The organism is Aeromonas sp. 603079 (assembly GCF_049172135.1).
Classification (GTDB): Bacteria; Pseudomonadota; Gammaproteobacteria; order Enterobacterales; family Aeromonadaceae; genus Aeromonas; species Aeromonas veronii.
The window spans coordinates 164,735-178,281 of record NZ_JAAKPX010000004.1 but is presented as its reverse complement, the minus strand read 5'-3'; the positions used below and the strand labels follow the sequence as shown (position 1 = coordinate 178,281).

Genomic DNA, 13,547 nt, shown 5'->3' with positions numbered 1-13,547 from the left:
GGCATAGAAAACCTATGTTATGACCAGGTAACTAAAAGAGGCGGGCAAATGGATATTGCAATTGTGGCGGCAAAACGTACGCCAATGGGGGCGTTTCAAGGGGCACTGGCAGAGGTGGCGGCCCCGGAGCTGGGGGCCTGTGCCATTGCCGCTGCGTTGGCACAGGGCGGGCTTGTTCCCGAGCAGATCGATGAAGTGTTTATGGGCAATGTGCTCTCGGCAGGTGTGGGACAAGCGCCGGCAAGGCAGGCGATGTTAAAAGCGGGATTGCCAGAGAGTGTGCCTGCTACCACGGTCAACAAGGTGTGTGGCTCCGGCATGAAGGCGGTGATGCTGGCGGCAGATTCCCTTCGTCTGGGCGATAACAAGGTTGTGGTGGCTGGGGGGATGGAGAGCATGAGCAGGGCCCCCTATCTGCTGGATAATGCCCGCAATGGTTTTCGGATGGGCCATCAACAGCTGTTTGATCACCTTTTCCTCGACGGATTGCAGGATGCCTATGATGGCCAGTTGATGGGAATACACGCCCAGCGCAGCGCCGATCATGCCAGTTTGACCCGCATTGCCATGGATGAGTTTGCCCTTGCGTCGTTGCAGCGTGCCCGCGCTGCGCAGCAAGCCGGCGCGTTTGCATCCGAGCTGGCAAGTGTCTATCGCGGTGATCGCTTGTTGCTGGCCGAAGACGAACAACCGGGCAAAGGGAGGCCGGAGAAGATCCCGACCCTGAAGCCTGCATTTGGTAAAGATGGCACCATTACGGCGGCCAATTCGAGCTCCATCTCGGACGGCGCGGCGGCGCTGATATTGATGGATGGTGCCACTGCGCAAGCTTGGCAGGTACCTGTATTGGCGCGGATCGTCGGTTATCAGAGCCATGCGGCATTGCCGGCCGAGTTCACTTCCGCTCCCGTTGGCGCAATATCCAGACTGCTGGCTCGTCTCGACTGGTCAGTGGATGAGGTTGACCTGTTCGAAGTCAACGAAGCCTTTGCCATGGTCACCATGCTGGCCATGAGCGGGTGCGGGATCCCCCATCACAAGGTGAATGTTCATGGTGGCGCCTGCGCATTGGGTCACCCGCTTGGCGCGAGTGGAGCACGTATTCTGGTGACGCTGATCTCGGCATTGAGGTTGCGGAGAGGGAGACGAGGCATTGCGTCTCTTTGTATCGGTGGCGGAGAGGCGACCGCTATTGCGGTAGAGATCCCTTAATCGCCGGTATCCATCGCTTGCAGTTGCTCGTTCACCCAGGTCGTTGCCGCGAGATAAAGGTGGCTTACCTTATCTTCATTCAACCCCAGGCGGGCTGTTCGGGCCGTGACTTTGGGCCAGTTGGCATTCTCGTAGTCTTCACAAAATGCGAGATAGAAACCGAGAGTGCCTTTGCGCTCGAGCAGCGCCAGCCGGATATCCTCGATCAGGGGGATAGTCCCCAGCAGCTTGTCCATCGGCTGCTCCATAAGCACATCCAGTAGCGAAAAGAGACCGGTGATAAACGCTTGCTGAGCCTGCAGGGTCGGCGCATGGGTATGCGCCAGCAACTCGCAGAAACGGGCACGGATCATCGACATCTGGTAGAGCTCGGCACTTTTCCCCTTGCCTGCACTGGTCGCAGCCACCAGTGAAACAAAACGCTTTAGCTGGGTATTGCCCAAGTATATCGCAGCCTGGCGAAACGAGGAGATGGGGTTGGCATGGCCTTTGAGATGATTGACATAGCGCAGCAACTTGAGTGACAGAGAGATATCCTGGCTGAGCAGTTGCTCGATCTTGTTGATATCGGGTTCTGTCTCGTTGACCACATTGAGCAACTGCATGACCACGACCTGGGCGGGCTCCATAGTGGCTTGTTTGACCATCTCGGGGCGGCTGAAGAAAAAGCCCTGAAACAGCTGGATCCCCAGCTTTTTGGCTCGTTCGAACTCAGCCTTGTCCTCAACTTTTTCTGCCAGATAGGTGAGTCCCAGCGCCTGATGGCGCTTGATGAACACCCTGATCTGCAACAGGGGCGTGTCACGCAGATCAAACTTGATGATGTGGATAAACGGGAGGAAGCGCTCCCAATCCGGCGACATGGTGAAGTCATCGAGTGCCAGCTGATAGCCCAGTTTGTGCAACTGCTTCACCTTTTCCAGCAGGGCATCATCCGGAGGGGCATCCTCCAGAATTTCGATCACCACCTTTTCGGGTGGCAGGCACTCGGCCAGTCCTTCCAGTAACAGTGAGTGGGGAAAATTGATAAAGCAGGGGCGGCCACCCAACAGCTGATCGATATTCTGTTGCAGAAACTGCTCGACCACCAACCGGGAGGTGGCTTGTTGTGAGGAGATGCTCGGGAAGACATTATTCAGGCTATCGCGAAAGAGCAGCTCATAGGCATGGGTATTGAGGTCTCTGTCGAGGATCGGCTGTCTGGCTACGTAGGAATACATGCCTTGCTCCAGTATGGGTACTGGGTTGATTTTATGGTGTTGCAGAACACTATGCCAGTTTTGACCCTGTTCGGTAAGGCAATAATTGGCATAGTGTTTTTCTGCAGGGAGGGAACTTAGAAGAGATAACTCATTTGGGCGCCAGCCAGCCAGGCATCTCCCTCGGAGGTGCCCTGGAAGGTGGAGGTGCTCTGCGGGTTGCCCGGTTGCAACTCCATTTTTTCAGTAACATCAACCTTCTTGCCATCGATCAGGGTTAACCCCAGATCCATGGTCAGGTTGGGGGTGAACTGATAACCCATCCCCAGGCTGTACCAGATCCGGTCGGCATCAGGAATGGAGATAGTACGGCGATCCGCTGGTACCGGGCTCGCATCGTAAGCAACTCCCGAGCGCAGCTGCCACTGGGGAGTCAGTTGATAGGTCATCCCGATCGCATAGCGCCAGCTATCTTCCCAGTGTTCATCCTTGATATGCATGTTGGGCAGTGTATCCAGATCGGCTTCCAGCTGGACAAATTTGCTCCAGTTGGTCCAGTTCAGGCTGCCATGGATCGCCAGTTTTTCGGTCAGCTGGTGAAATGCAGCAAGCTCTGCCGTTGCGGGTAGCGGAAGATCCAGAGAACCTGTGTCTTTTAGCTCCTTGCCGTTGGGCAGGCCAAGAATGGCATCACCCGAGAGTGTCAAATTGACATCGTGGCGGTATGAGAGCCCAATCCGGGTTTGCTCCGACAACTCCAGCAAGGTGCCGACATTCCAGCCCCATGCCCAGCCATCCCCTTGCAGATGTTTTGCTATCAGATTGCGAGAGGGGAAGGTGCCACCGACTTCGCCCTCGCCCTGAATAGCAGAGATCCCTGCGCCAATTGACCACATCTCATTGATGCGATAGGCAAGAGAGGTTCCCAAATCCATGGTCTTGATATCGGAAACATTGCCAAAGTGGCCGGCACTGTAGTTATCCGGCATCTTGATGCCAAGACCATAGTAAGAGGTGGCCGAGAAGCCGAGGCGCCACTGCTCATTCAGCGGGATGATGAGATAGGCGTTGGGCACCCAGGCCGAGGCCGCGATATCGTGTGCACTCGCATCGGAGGTGACGATGCCGGCTTGCGTCGGCAAACGTGTGTGGCCTTCGATATTGACGTCAGGGCTGACATAGATAGCTCCGCCAGACAGCGCCATCTGATCGAAACGGGTCATGGCTGCGGCATTGCGGGAGAGTACGCTGGCGTTATCCGCAATGGCGGCTTCACCGGCAAAAGCGCGTCCCAGGCCCGTGGCGGATTGTTCAGCCAGCTGGAACCCGGCGGCATGGGTTTGACCCGCGATCACCAGCAGGGCGATGGCGGACGGTTTGATGATGGAATGCATGGGAAAATCCTTGCTGTTACCCGAGGTTTCAATAGGTCATATGGATGGAGGCAGGATTTTATATGGTATGACCAGTAAGGCAACGCTCATGGTGGTTATCCGGAGAAAACAAGATTTAATGCTGGGATGATGTAGTCTAATAGCTTGATTGAAAAAGAAAAATAAACACGTGTGTGCTACAGCTGTGCGCTGAAACTGTTTTTTCGGATAAAAAAAGAGCGCCTGTCGGCGCTCTTTTCGGTGGCGTTCTAATCAGAACTTCATATTGAACTGGGCAGAGGCCAGGAAGGCATTGCCGTGGGAGGAGCCTTTCCAACGCAGAGGGTCTGAGTGGTTACGCAGACCTTCGTTGACATCAACCTCTTTACCGTCCAGATAGGCCATACCAAAGTCAATGCTCATATCAGTATTGATATGGTAGGTCGCGCCAGCGCTATACCAGACACGGTCAGAATCCGGGATGCTCAGGCTGCGGTATTCGGGCTCGATTGGGCTGTTGTCATAAGCAAAGCCAATACGCGCTTCCCAAGCCGGGTTGATATACCAGGTACCGCCGATTGAGTAACGAGTAGAGTCTTTAAACTTCTCATCCTTTTGCAGACATACGCCGCCAGCGCATTGGCCGCTGGTTGCTTTCAGCTCCTGGAAGGCACTCCAGTCAGTCCAGTTGACAGAGTAGTGAACGGCGAATTGCTGATTCAAACGGTGATAACCGGCAAACTCGGCCTGAGCAGGGAGATCCAGTTTCAGATTGCCATCAACAGTGCGGTTCCCTGAAGTGAGCCCCTGGAAGTCACCATCAAAGCTCATATCGACCTGTGAACGGTAGGTCAGAGCAAAGCGATGGTTCTCATTGACTTCGTACAGAGTGCCAACGTTCCAGCCAAAGCCCCAGGTATCGCCTTTCAGGTGAGCCAAGCGAGTATCTGTTGCCAGCGGGCCACCCTGGCTCGGTGGGTTCAGCGGACCCAGCAGACCAGCATAGCGGTTGAGTTCGGCAGCACCGTAAACGGCGTTGATACCGGCACCCACACTGAAGTGCTCATTGATGCGATAGGCGATGTTCGGGTTGATATTGAGAGTCATCAGTTCAGTATCACCGGCACCGGCACCAGCCGGGAAGGTTTTGGAGTACTCGGTAGATAGCCCGTAATTTGAGAAGAGGCCGATACCCCAAGCCCACTGGTCATTCAGCGGCTGAATAAAATAAGCGGCAGGAACGAATGCTGACGGAGCAATACCTGATTCGCTGGCAGGAACTGTACCCAGAGGCGTAGCAACGCTGCCATTCACATCGACATCCGGCTTGATGTAGGTGCCGGAGACAGAAACCGCCATCTTGTCGAAGGTGGTCATGGCAGCCGGGTTACGGGCCAGCACGGAGGCGTTGTCGGCGATAGCCGCTTCACCGGCATAGGCGCGACCCAGACCGGAGGCCGAGTGCTCGTTCAACTGGAATGCCGCGGCATGGACTTGACCGGTGGCCAGCGCGATGGTGGCGGCAATCAGGCTCTTCTTGAAAATAGTTGTCGTCATGGTGTTCTCTCTTGTAGGCAGATTTTTTTGCCGATATTGGCTGCACGTTCAATGCAAACCTCGACAAAATCCGTTTTTATTTCAGCTTCTTCCCAATCAATTCTGGCGTGATTCTATGGATCTGGTAGGAGGTAAGAAATCAGACCAGTGACAGCAGAATACATAAAAGTGATCGATGTGTTAATCATTTGTTTTAACTTGCTGTTTAATTCATCATTTTCAGGGTCTAAAGGCGGAATATTGACCTGGATTGCCGATCTCCGTCACAAAAATAATTTTGTCAATTTTTCGAAATCTTGAGGCAAATGAGTGACAAAGGGGAGTAAACAGGGAGGGAACAGGCAGCGTCTCGTGACCGCCGCCTGCTATTGAGGATGGCTCTGAGGTTGTTAACCAGCGATGTTAAATGTCCCACTGCAGACGTGACTGCAGGGCGTTGGCAACAGGGGCAAGTGGCTCTTTCATCTCGCCAATCAGTACCATATTGGCGCCTTTGAGCTGGACTATCTCCCCTTTGAGGGTGCCATCATCAAAGGTGTCCTGTTGCAGGGTTAATGGCACATGTTTGGGCACTAAAAAGAGAGTGACTGGCCCCATCTTTCCCTGGATCACCATGTGCAAGGCCGGTCCCTGATAAAACGAGCAGTGATTGACATAGGTCACCTTGAGTCCATCCATCCCGCTTAAGGTGGCGCCATACTTCTCCATCTTGGCATTGATGCTATGCAGATTGACCTGCTCATCGACACCTTCAATAAAGGGTTCTTCACCATAGACATGAGCCATCGCCACCTGTGCGAGGGAGAGGGCCGCAGGAGCCGTTTCTGGCAGCGTGATCCAGCGGGTGCTCATTCCCAGCAGGAAGGCGACCGATGCAGCCAGGGCGATCTGGCGCCAGGATGTCGATGTCCGGATCTTGACCGGTGCCGTGCCAAGGGGGCGGGATGGCGGCATATCATCTGGCGCGTCACTGTCTTGCAGCATGGCTTGCCTGAGCAGGATCCGCTCGGCCAGCCCGGCGGGAACCTCTACCTGCATGGTGCGCTTGAGGCTTCTGTCGAACTGCTTCATCTCGTCGAGGTAGTTCCGATTGGCCTGGCTTGCTTCAGCAGTTTTGAGAAAGTCCGGTTGTTGATCGTTGGGCTGGATCATGGCGTTGCGGCGAAATTCGAGTTCATCCATGTCCGTGTCCTCTTGCTTGGTTCTTCTGCTCCATCGCCTCCTTGATCTGGTTGCGGGCGCGAAACAGTCGGGTCATAACGGTGTTCTTGTTGAGGCCGAGCATCTCGGCAATCTCCTCACCACTGAATCCTCCCACGACTTGCAGCAGCAGTGGCTCCTGATACTCCTCGGGCAACCGGGCGATGTGACGGTGCAACCACTCGTTCTCCATCTCCTGTTCGCTGTGCAGCGCATCGTGCTGGGGTTGAGGGTGATCGTCGAGATCAATCAGCTCCAGCTGTTTGCGTTCAAAGCGGCGGGCGTTTTCCCGTCTGAGGATGGTGATCAGCCACCCTTTGGCTGCCTTGTCATCCTGCAGGGTGTCGATAGCCTTCCATGCACGCAGAAAGGTCTCTTGCACCAGATCTTCCGCTACGTTGGGATCCCGGGTCAGCCAGTAGGCATACCGGTAGAGATCGCCGTGCAGCGCATGAACCAGTGCTTCAAATTTGGTTTGTTTGTCAGCCATGGGATCAGAGACCGGCGAAATGGCCGGATCATTTCCACCAATATGCTGCTGAGCACGTTTTTTTCTAAAAAACAGCTGTGCCATAGAGCAATCCTTGTCAGGGGGCGTGGCGGCGGGAGCGGGAAATCCCGTGCGCCAGCAGGTAAATCAGGTGCGCAATACCGGCAGCTTCATCTGCCCTGAGGGTACGCGCCAGAGCGCGCCACTCGATGGGGGGGCCAGAAGAGGGTCGTGAAAAACAGGCTCGCTCGAGTGCGGCTAGCGCGTTGCCGAGCCGATTATGCCCAGCGTCAGGCAACTGGCCTAATTGATAATAGGAGACCTGCCAGCGCAAGGTCGCCCACCGGATCAGCGTCTTGCGACTGGCATCCGGCTGGTGTCGGGCAAGGGCTCGTTGCAGTTGATAGAAGGCGCGCCAGCGGGGCCAGTGGCGCCATAGCGCACGCAGCGTTATGGCCAGCACGACCCACCAAAGGCTCTCTCGCAGTGCCATCTGCGATGTCTGCTGATCAGGTTGCCGATTTGTCGTTGCCTGAAACGTCAGCGTGATGGCAGGTAGGCTGGCCTGCTCAATCCGGCCACTTTGGGTATTAAACCAGGGCAGATCAATGGGGGGCAGCTGGTAGTCGCCGCTCTGCTCCGCGACCAGAGTCTGGCGCCACTGTCGCTTAAACAGCAGCTTGCCATCTCGGTAACGCTCCTGCTGTTGCTCGCCATCGGGATGTGCCTGTATGCCGCTTGGCAGTTGATGGGCCATCAGGGGGGCAAGCTGTATCTGGGCACTGTCACCATTTTCCATGGTCAGGGTGAGGATCCGGATCAGCGGTTCACCCACTTCCCCCGTGGTGGCCGGTTCAAGTCGTTGACTCAGGGTCAGCCGGGTGGCCACCGGCGTGGCGGGGGCCTTGTCGACCCTTACCTCGAGCGGTGCCGCGCGGGCCGAGAGTTTTTGGGGCTTGCCCCCTTTCTGCGTGAGCTGCCCCTGCAAGCGGGGCGAGTCGAGGTGCCAGAGCCCAGGCGCTTTTGCCTGAACGAGCCAGCTGCGGGTGAGCCTGCCGGGCAGACCAGCCTGAGCGGGGGCGATCCACTCGTCGCGACCGAGGCGACGGATAGTGAAGTGGGCAGAGCTGAGTTCGCTCAGGGCCGGGTTTTGCATACTGGTGGGCAGCCATAGTGTCAGCCGGTAGATCACAGGCTGGCCGGGATAGAGCGGGCCCTGATGATCAAGGCTGGCCTGCATCTCGAGGGGCGAGGGGGCTGCGGGTTGCGGCAGCGCCGCTGTTTTCACCTCTCTCAATGGCAGGGTGAGCGAGGGAGTGAACTCATTTCCCAGCTTGAGCGGGGCAATCACCACCTTTGTATTAGCGGGTGAGTCGCTCTGGTGCAGCGGGATCTGCCAGCGAGTCAGTTGTTGTACCGGGGTGGTGACCCGGCTCATGGTCACTCTGCCCACTGCAAACTGGCGCAGTAGGGGGGTGATCTCCAGTTCGCTGCTCTGGCGCTCGCCATCCGCTTCGATGATCAGCAGCCAATCGCTGGAGTCGGCCCCCGGCAGCAGCTCTGCCCGTGGGGGCTGGGCCCAGCAAAGTGGACTCGCCAGTGCGAGCAACAGCCCCCATCCTGCCCGCGTCACCAGGGTTCCTCCACCTTGATCAGATCCCGGCGCAGCGCCTCTTTGCGCAGTCGCTGCTCCAGCAGCAACACCGGGGGAGAGGGGGGCAGGGGCATTGCCGTCGCCTGCTGAGTTGCCGATGGTTCGGGTTGCTTGCTGTTGCTGGTATCGGGAGCTGCGGTCGCTCCACCCTGTAACAGAGAGAGGTTATAGAGCGCATCTTCATGGCCGGGTTCAAGCGCCAGAGCGGCCAGATAGGCCTCTTTGGCTGCGGCAAACTCCCCCAGTTGCAGCAGGGCATTGCCGCGGTTGTAGTGGGCAGTGGCGCTCGCCGCTTCCTGATAGGCTGAGATGGCTTGCCGGTAGGCACCAGCTCGATACCAGGCGTTGCCGCGCCAGACTGGATCGTTGAAGGTGCGGGCTGCCCGCTGAAAATCCCCCTCTTGATAAGCCTGCATCGCTTGCAGGTCTCCCCTCTCTGCCGCTTGCAGGTCTTGTGGCGCAAGCAGCTGAGCACCCACCATCAGCGCCATCATCAACCGGGCGCCGACTCTGGCCAGCAAGGCCAGTGGTAACAAGGGGATCAGCAGCCAGGGGCCAAGATCCAGTGGTGCCGGGGTGAGGGCCGAGGTCGTGGTGGGGAGGGAAGCAAAGCGGGGTGTGTTGCTGCCAAGCCACTGCAGCTCACCGCCGAGGCGATTGGCCAGTGCGGCAATGGCCTGACTATCGGGGGCGGGCAACTGCGCGGGCATGCGGGCGGCAAACCCCAACTCATTGGCCGGAATGGCGGGCATGGGGGCCGGTTGACCACTGCTGGCAAGCAGAATATCGAGGCGTGCCGACTGGGTATCGCGGCAAAGAAGGCGTTGCTGGCAGGGCCACAGGGCGGCGATTTGGGTCATCTGATTCCGGGTGAGGTCGTCGGTGATCAGCAGCAGACGCGCTTGTTCTCCAGGGGCCAGCTGCTTCATGGCAAGTTCCACCGCCCGTGCCGGGTTGCTGCCCTGCAGCGGCATGATATCGGGGCGCAAGTCGGGCAGCAGCAGCGAAAGGGCTTGATGATCCCGGGTGGGCGGCATGGCGAGGTAGGCATCGCCTGCGTAGAGGATCAGCGCGATGCGCTCGCCCTGAGCACGGCTCAGCAGTTGCTGCAACAGCCACCTGACCCGGGTCGCCCGATCCGGTTTGAGGTCGGTGGCGGTCATCGAGCGTGACAAGTCGAGCAGCCAGATATCGAGCGGCGCTGCAGGCTGCTGTTGCAGCTCGCCGCGCAGTGCCGGTCCGCTCAGAGCCAAAATGACGGGCAGTGTCGCCAACCAAAGCCAGGGGCGTTGAGGGTGGGATGCTGGCAGCAGATAAGCCTGCATCGCAGGTGCGAGCAGCGTGGGCTTGCGACGACGGCGCCACCCTTGCCAGAGCCAGGGGATGAGTGCGATCAGCCACAGGGGGCGGAGCAAGATCAACTCCATCTGCGTGCGCCTCGTGTCAGCCAGCTACGCACCATGCGAAACTCCAGCCTGCCGTGCCCTGACGGCAGAAGCAACAAGCCACAAAGCAGTGCCAACGGCCAGGGGTAGAGCTCGATCACCGGCTGGTACTGGGCAATCGGCATGGGGGCAGGTTCAAGGGCATTGATGGTCACGTTGATGGCATCGAGATCGCTCTGGGTGCGTGCCCGAAAGTAACGCCCCTGGCCTGTCTGTGCCAGCTCTTTCAGGAGCGGCTCGTCCAGTTCGCTGCTGGGATCGGCCTGACCGCTGCCCGCCTCATCGTAGGGTTGAATAAAGTTATCGGGATCGGCCCCGACCCCCAGCGTGTAGATCCGTATTCCCTGCGCTGCGGCGAGTTTTGCCTCCTGCAGCGGGTCGGCATTGCCTGCGGTATTGCGGCCATCAGTGACCAGCAGCAGGGCGGTGGGGCGACCCGGATCTCCATGCTGACGTGCCAGCTGGATGGCTTCGCCAAGGGCGGTGGTTCGGCCGACAAGATCAAAATCGAGCTCGTCGCTCAAGGTCAACAGCGCCGGGATCTCCTGAGTGAGGGGAGAGAGCAGGTAGGCGTGATCGGCAAAGACAATGAGGCCCACCCTGTCTCCGGCCCGTTTGGCGATCAGCGTCTTGATCTGCTGGCGCACCGCCGTTAGCCGTGCTTGCTGCTCGCTGTTATCGAGCATATCAGGGGTGCGCATGCTGTCTGACAGATCCACCGCCAGCAGCAGATCCCGACTCCCTTCATATTGAATAACCGGTTCTCCCCACCACTGGGGGCGGCAGAGGGCGAGGATAAGGGCGCACCAGAGCAGCATGGCGCGCCAGAGCGGTAATCCGGCCTGAGGACGCAGCAGCGCAAACCCGGGGTGAGCCAGATAGCCGCGGCGCAGGGGCGGCAAGCCGAAGCGCACCAGCAAGGGCAGTACCAGCGCCAGCGCAAACCAGGGCCAGGCCAGGATCATGAATGCCTCCGTGAGGTTTTACGCCCCGAGCGGGGAGAGCGTTGCAAGAAGAGGGTCTGACCCCAGCGGCGATAATGTTGCCGCAGTTGTTCGCTCTGCTCGCGAGTCGGGTTCTGGCTGCCATAGAGCCAACTGCTCCAGTGAGACGAAAACTGGCTAAAATTGCTGCCGCCGTGACGATCGACGAAGACGAGCCACGCCTCTCCCTGCAATTGGCGCGCCTCGGGCCAGCGTTGCAGTGCTTCATGACGCAGGGCCTCCTGTATGCGTGCCACCAGCAGCGCCGGATCTCCCTCCAGCTGATGACACCAGCGGCGGTAACGTATCACTCTCCGGGCAATCAAGACGATCAGCAGCAGCAATAACGCTGTGATCAATAGCCACAGTAGCGCCTGCACTCTGGGATCAAGACTCTGTTCAATCAGATCCGGCCCAGGGTGGATGTCGCGCATCAGGGCGGCCAATGGCGGAGTGATGGCCTCGGAGGCGGGACTGGCGCTGTCGAGCTCGGCGGGGGAGATCATCCCTGATGACATAACCCCTCCTGCCACTGCTGTTGCAGCGTCTGGCCGTTATCGAGCAGGTAGAGGCGCTGTACCAGCGGCAGCAACTGCTGCTTGCCGTGGGTCAGTTGCTGTTCGGCAGCTTGCTGGTAGCGGCGGGAGAAACCGGCATGGCCCCCATCCAGCCAGCCCTGATAGTGTTGTCCTGGCCGATCGATAGCCACTGGCAGCTGGCCGTCAGGGGGAAGGGCTGCCTCGAGGGGGTCACGGATCTGCCAATAGTGAATATCGTGGCGGCGGGAGAGCAGTTGCAATTGCTGACAGAGCGCCGACTCGCAGGATCTGTGATCGGTGATGATCGTCAGCTTGGCACCGTGAGGCAGCTTCACGCCGGACAAGGTGTCGCCCAGCGAGTGAGAAAGCGCCCGGCGGGCCAGCCCTTGCTGATAGTGATGGCAGAGGGATTCGAGCAGGGGCAGCACGCTGCCGCGCTGGCTCTGGTGATTTGGGATAAGCCCGTGGCAAATCAGGGTGTTGTGCAGCTTCTCCCCTTGCCAGATCAGGGCTGCAGCCAGCTCGCACCCCAGTCGCGCCTTGAGCTGCAGTGTGGAGCCGAAATACATGGCGGGAGAGAGATCGAGCAGCAGCCAGTGCGCCTGATCCAGCTCCTCGCTATAGAGGCGGGTATAGGGACGACCGAGGCGTGCGGTCACTCGCCAGTCGATATGGCGTACCTCGTCACCAGCCTGATAGGCGCGCAGCTCCCGAAACGTGAGTCCGGGAGAGCGGCCCGGTTTGCCGCGTTCGCTGCTGCTTCTGCCTGCGTGAGGTGGCTTCCTGGCCTTGGCCCATAGCCGGATATTGAGCAGCCGTGGCAGCGACAGGGCGATATCGGGATGCAGACCGGGTTCTAGGGGCATGGCACCTGATCCAGCAGTTGAGCGATCAGGATATCGTTATCCAGATTGTCGGCCAGTGCCTGATAGCTGGGAATAAGGCGGTGGCGCAGCACCGGATAGGCTTGCAGCTGGATATCTTCCGGTAGCACATAATCTCGTCCGGCAAGCCAGGCTCGGGCGCGGGCGGAGCGAGCCAGCCCCAGCGTAGCCCGAGGGCTGGCCCCCACGGCAATCAATGGCTCAAGGGCAGGGCAAAGGCCGCTGCCCGGGCGAGTGGCGCAGACCAGCTCCACCAGATAGTGCTCCAGTCGGCTTTGCATGGTTACCGCCAGCACTTCGCTGCGGGCACGCTGCAAGCTGGTCTGACTCAGGGTCACTGGTGCCGCGCCAAGCTGTTCGCCGCTGGCGTTGAGCTGCAAGATGGCGAGCTCCATGGTGGGGCTTGGGTAATCCACCATCAACTTGAGCAGAAAGCGGTCGAGCTGCGCCTCCGGCAGGGGATAGGTTCCCTCCTGCTCGATGGGGTTCTGGGTGGCGGCGACCATAAAGAGAGGTGGCAGCCGCCAGCTCTTTTTGCCCACGGTGATCTGGTGTTCGGCCATGGCTTCCAGCAGCGCTGATTGTACCTTGGCTGGCGCCCGGTTGATCTCGTCTGCCAGCACCAGATGGTTGAAGAGGGGGCCTGGCTGGAAAACAAAACTGGCATCCTGCGGGTGAAACACCTCGCTGCCGGTGAGATCGGCAGGAAGCAGGTCGGGGGTAAACTGGATACGGGCAAAGCGCCCTTCGACGGCGCCAGCGAGCGCCTTGACGGCGCGGGTTTTAGCAAGGCCGGGGGCCCCTTCGATTAACACATGTCCTTCACATAACAGGGCAATCAGGAGCCCTTCTATTAGCTCCTCCTGCCCCAGGATCTGACTGCCAAGATAGTCCCTAAGTGCTCTGAACTCGGCCGCTGCCATGCGATAAACCCGTTGTTTTTATGGAAGTTGATCTTTTTATACTCCAGTTGCTCCCCAAGGGCGAGCAAAGGGGCCTTGCCGTGCTTAA

12 protein-coding genes are annotated in these 13,547 nt (G+C 58.7%); 1 reads left to right on the top strand and 11 read right to left on the bottom strand.

The features are described from left to right. The first annotated feature begins 48 nt into the window (after positions 1 to 48). The gene (locus G5287_RS04170) at positions 49 to 1,212 is read left to right on the top strand and encodes an acetyl-CoA C-acyltransferase (protein WP_421230896.1); all 1,164 of its coding nucleotides are present in this window, start codon (positions 49 to 51) and stop codon (positions 1,210 to 1,212) included. Here the strand turns inward: G5287_RS04170 and G5287_RS04165 are convergent. The 11 genes from G5287_RS04165 to G5287_RS04115 all read right to left on the bottom strand — a co-directional run bounded on the left by G5287_RS04165 (position 1,209) and on the right by G5287_RS04115 (position 13,459). Next, the gene (locus G5287_RS04165; protein ID WP_216953530.1) at positions 1,209 to 2,432 is read right to left on the bottom strand and encodes an EAL and HDOD domain-containing protein; all 1,224 of its coding nucleotides are present in this window, start codon (positions 2,430 to 2,432) and stop codon (positions 1,209 to 1,211) included. The genes G5287_RS04170 and G5287_RS04165 overlap by 4 nt on opposite strands. A 116-nt stretch (positions 2,433 to 2,548) precedes the next feature. After that, positions 2,549 to 3,805 (bottom strand): OmpP1/FadL family transporter, encoded by a 1,257-nt coding sequence (locus tag G5287_RS04160; protein WP_227342804.1) that lies wholly within the window; start codon positions 3,803 to 3,805, stop codon positions 2,549 to 2,551. A 252-nt stretch (positions 3,806 to 4,057) separates the two neighbouring features. Further along, on the bottom strand, positions 4,058 to 5,341 hold the full coding sequence (locus G5287_RS04155) for an outer membrane protein transport protein (RefSeq protein ID WP_227342806.1): 1,284 nt from the start codon (positions 5,339 to 5,341) through the stop codon (positions 4,058 to 4,060). 402 nt (positions 5,342 to 5,743) lie between these two features. Then, the gene (locus G5287_RS04150) at positions 5,744 to 6,523 is read right to left on the bottom strand and encodes a DUF3379 domain-containing protein (RefSeq protein ID WP_227342808.1); all 780 of its coding nucleotides are present in this window, start codon (positions 6,521 to 6,523) and stop codon (positions 5,744 to 5,746) included. Next, positions 6,516 to 7,115: a sigma-70 family RNA polymerase sigma factor gene (locus G5287_RS04145; RefSeq protein ID WP_421230895.1), complete on the bottom strand. Its 600-nt coding sequence runs from the start codon at positions 7,113 to 7,115 to the stop codon at positions 6,516 to 6,518. The genes G5287_RS04150 and G5287_RS04145 overlap by 8 nt, the downstream gene beginning before the upstream one ends. A 13-nt stretch (positions 7,116 to 7,128) precedes the next feature. After that, on the bottom strand, positions 7,129 to 8,640 hold the full coding sequence (locus G5287_RS04140) for a hypothetical protein (RefSeq protein WP_421230909.1): 1,512 nt from the start codon (positions 8,638 to 8,640) through the stop codon (positions 7,129 to 7,131). A 20-nt stretch (positions 8,641 to 8,660) separates the two neighbouring features. After that, on the bottom strand, positions 8,661 to 10,112 hold the full coding sequence (locus G5287_RS04135) for a VWA domain-containing protein (protein ID WP_421230894.1): 1,452 nt from the start codon (positions 10,110 to 10,112) through the stop codon (positions 8,661 to 8,663). Then, a complete protein-coding gene (locus G5287_RS04130) occupies positions 10,103 to 11,095 on the bottom strand; it encodes a VWA domain-containing protein (protein ID WP_421230893.1) in 993 nt (330 codons plus the stop codon). The genes G5287_RS04135 and G5287_RS04130 overlap by 10 nt, the downstream gene beginning before the upstream one ends. Then, positions 11,092 to 11,631 (bottom strand): DUF4381 family protein, encoded by a 540-nt coding sequence (locus G5287_RS04125; RefSeq protein ID WP_421230892.1) that lies wholly within the window; start codon positions 11,629 to 11,631, stop codon positions 11,092 to 11,094. The genes G5287_RS04130 and G5287_RS04125 overlap by 4 nt, the downstream gene beginning before the upstream one ends. After that, positions 11,616 to 12,518: a DUF58 domain-containing protein gene (locus G5287_RS04120; protein WP_421230891.1), complete on the bottom strand. Its 903-nt coding sequence runs from the start codon at positions 12,516 to 12,518 to the stop codon at positions 11,616 to 11,618. The genes G5287_RS04125 and G5287_RS04120 overlap by 16 nt, the downstream gene beginning before the upstream one ends. Next, positions 12,509 to 13,459, bottom strand: coding sequence for an AAA family ATPase (locus G5287_RS04115; RefSeq protein WP_064341237.1), 951 nt, complete (start codon positions 13,457 to 13,459; stop codon positions 12,509 to 12,511). The genes G5287_RS04120 and G5287_RS04115 overlap by 10 nt, the downstream gene beginning before the upstream one ends. Positions 13,460 to 13,547 lie beyond the last annotated feature (88 nt).

Excerpts from the sequence above, each read along its gene's own strand:
- G5287_RS04165 (WP_216953530.1), bottom strand. The coding sequence starts at position 2,432 with ATGTATTCCTACGTAGCCAGACAGCCGATCCTCGACAGAGACCTCAAT.
- G5287_RS04115 (WP_064341237.1), bottom strand. The coding sequence starts at position 13,459 with ATGGCAGCGGCCGAGTTCAGAGCACTTAGGGACTATCTTGGCAGTCAG.
- G5287_RS04145 (WP_421230895.1), bottom strand. The coding sequence starts at position 7,115 with ATGGCACAGCTGTTTTTTAGAAAAAAACGTGCTCAGCAGCATATTGGT.
- G5287_RS04170 (WP_421230896.1), top strand. The coding sequence starts at position 49 with ATGGATATTGCAATTGTGGCGGCAAAACGTACGCCAATGGGGGCGTTT.
- G5287_RS04130 (WP_421230893.1), bottom strand. The coding sequence starts at position 11,095 with ATGATCCTGGCCTGGCCCTGGTTTGCGCTGGCGCTGGTACTGCCCTTG.
- G5287_RS04160 (WP_227342804.1), bottom strand. The coding sequence starts at position 3,805 with ATGCATTCCATCATCAAACCGTCCGCCATCGCCCTGCTGGTGATCGCG.
- G5287_RS04125 (WP_421230892.1), bottom strand. The coding sequence starts at position 11,631 with ATGTCATCAGGGATGATCTCCCCCGCCGAGCTCGACAGCGCCAGTCCC.
- G5287_RS04155 (WP_227342806.1), bottom strand. The coding sequence starts at position 5,341 with ATGACGACAACTATTTTCAAGAAGAGCCTGATTGCCGCCACCATCGCG.
- G5287_RS04120 (WP_421230891.1), bottom strand. The coding sequence starts at position 12,518 with ATGCCCCTAGAACCCGGTCTGCATCCCGATATCGCCCTGTCGCTGCCA.
- G5287_RS04150 (WP_227342808.1), bottom strand. The coding sequence starts at position 6,523 with ATGGATGAACTCGAATTTCGCCGCAACGCCATGATCCAGCCCAACGAT.
- G5287_RS04135 (WP_421230894.1), bottom strand. The coding sequence starts at position 10,112 with ATGGAGTTGATCTTGCTCCGCCCCCTGTGGCTGATCGCACTCATCCCC.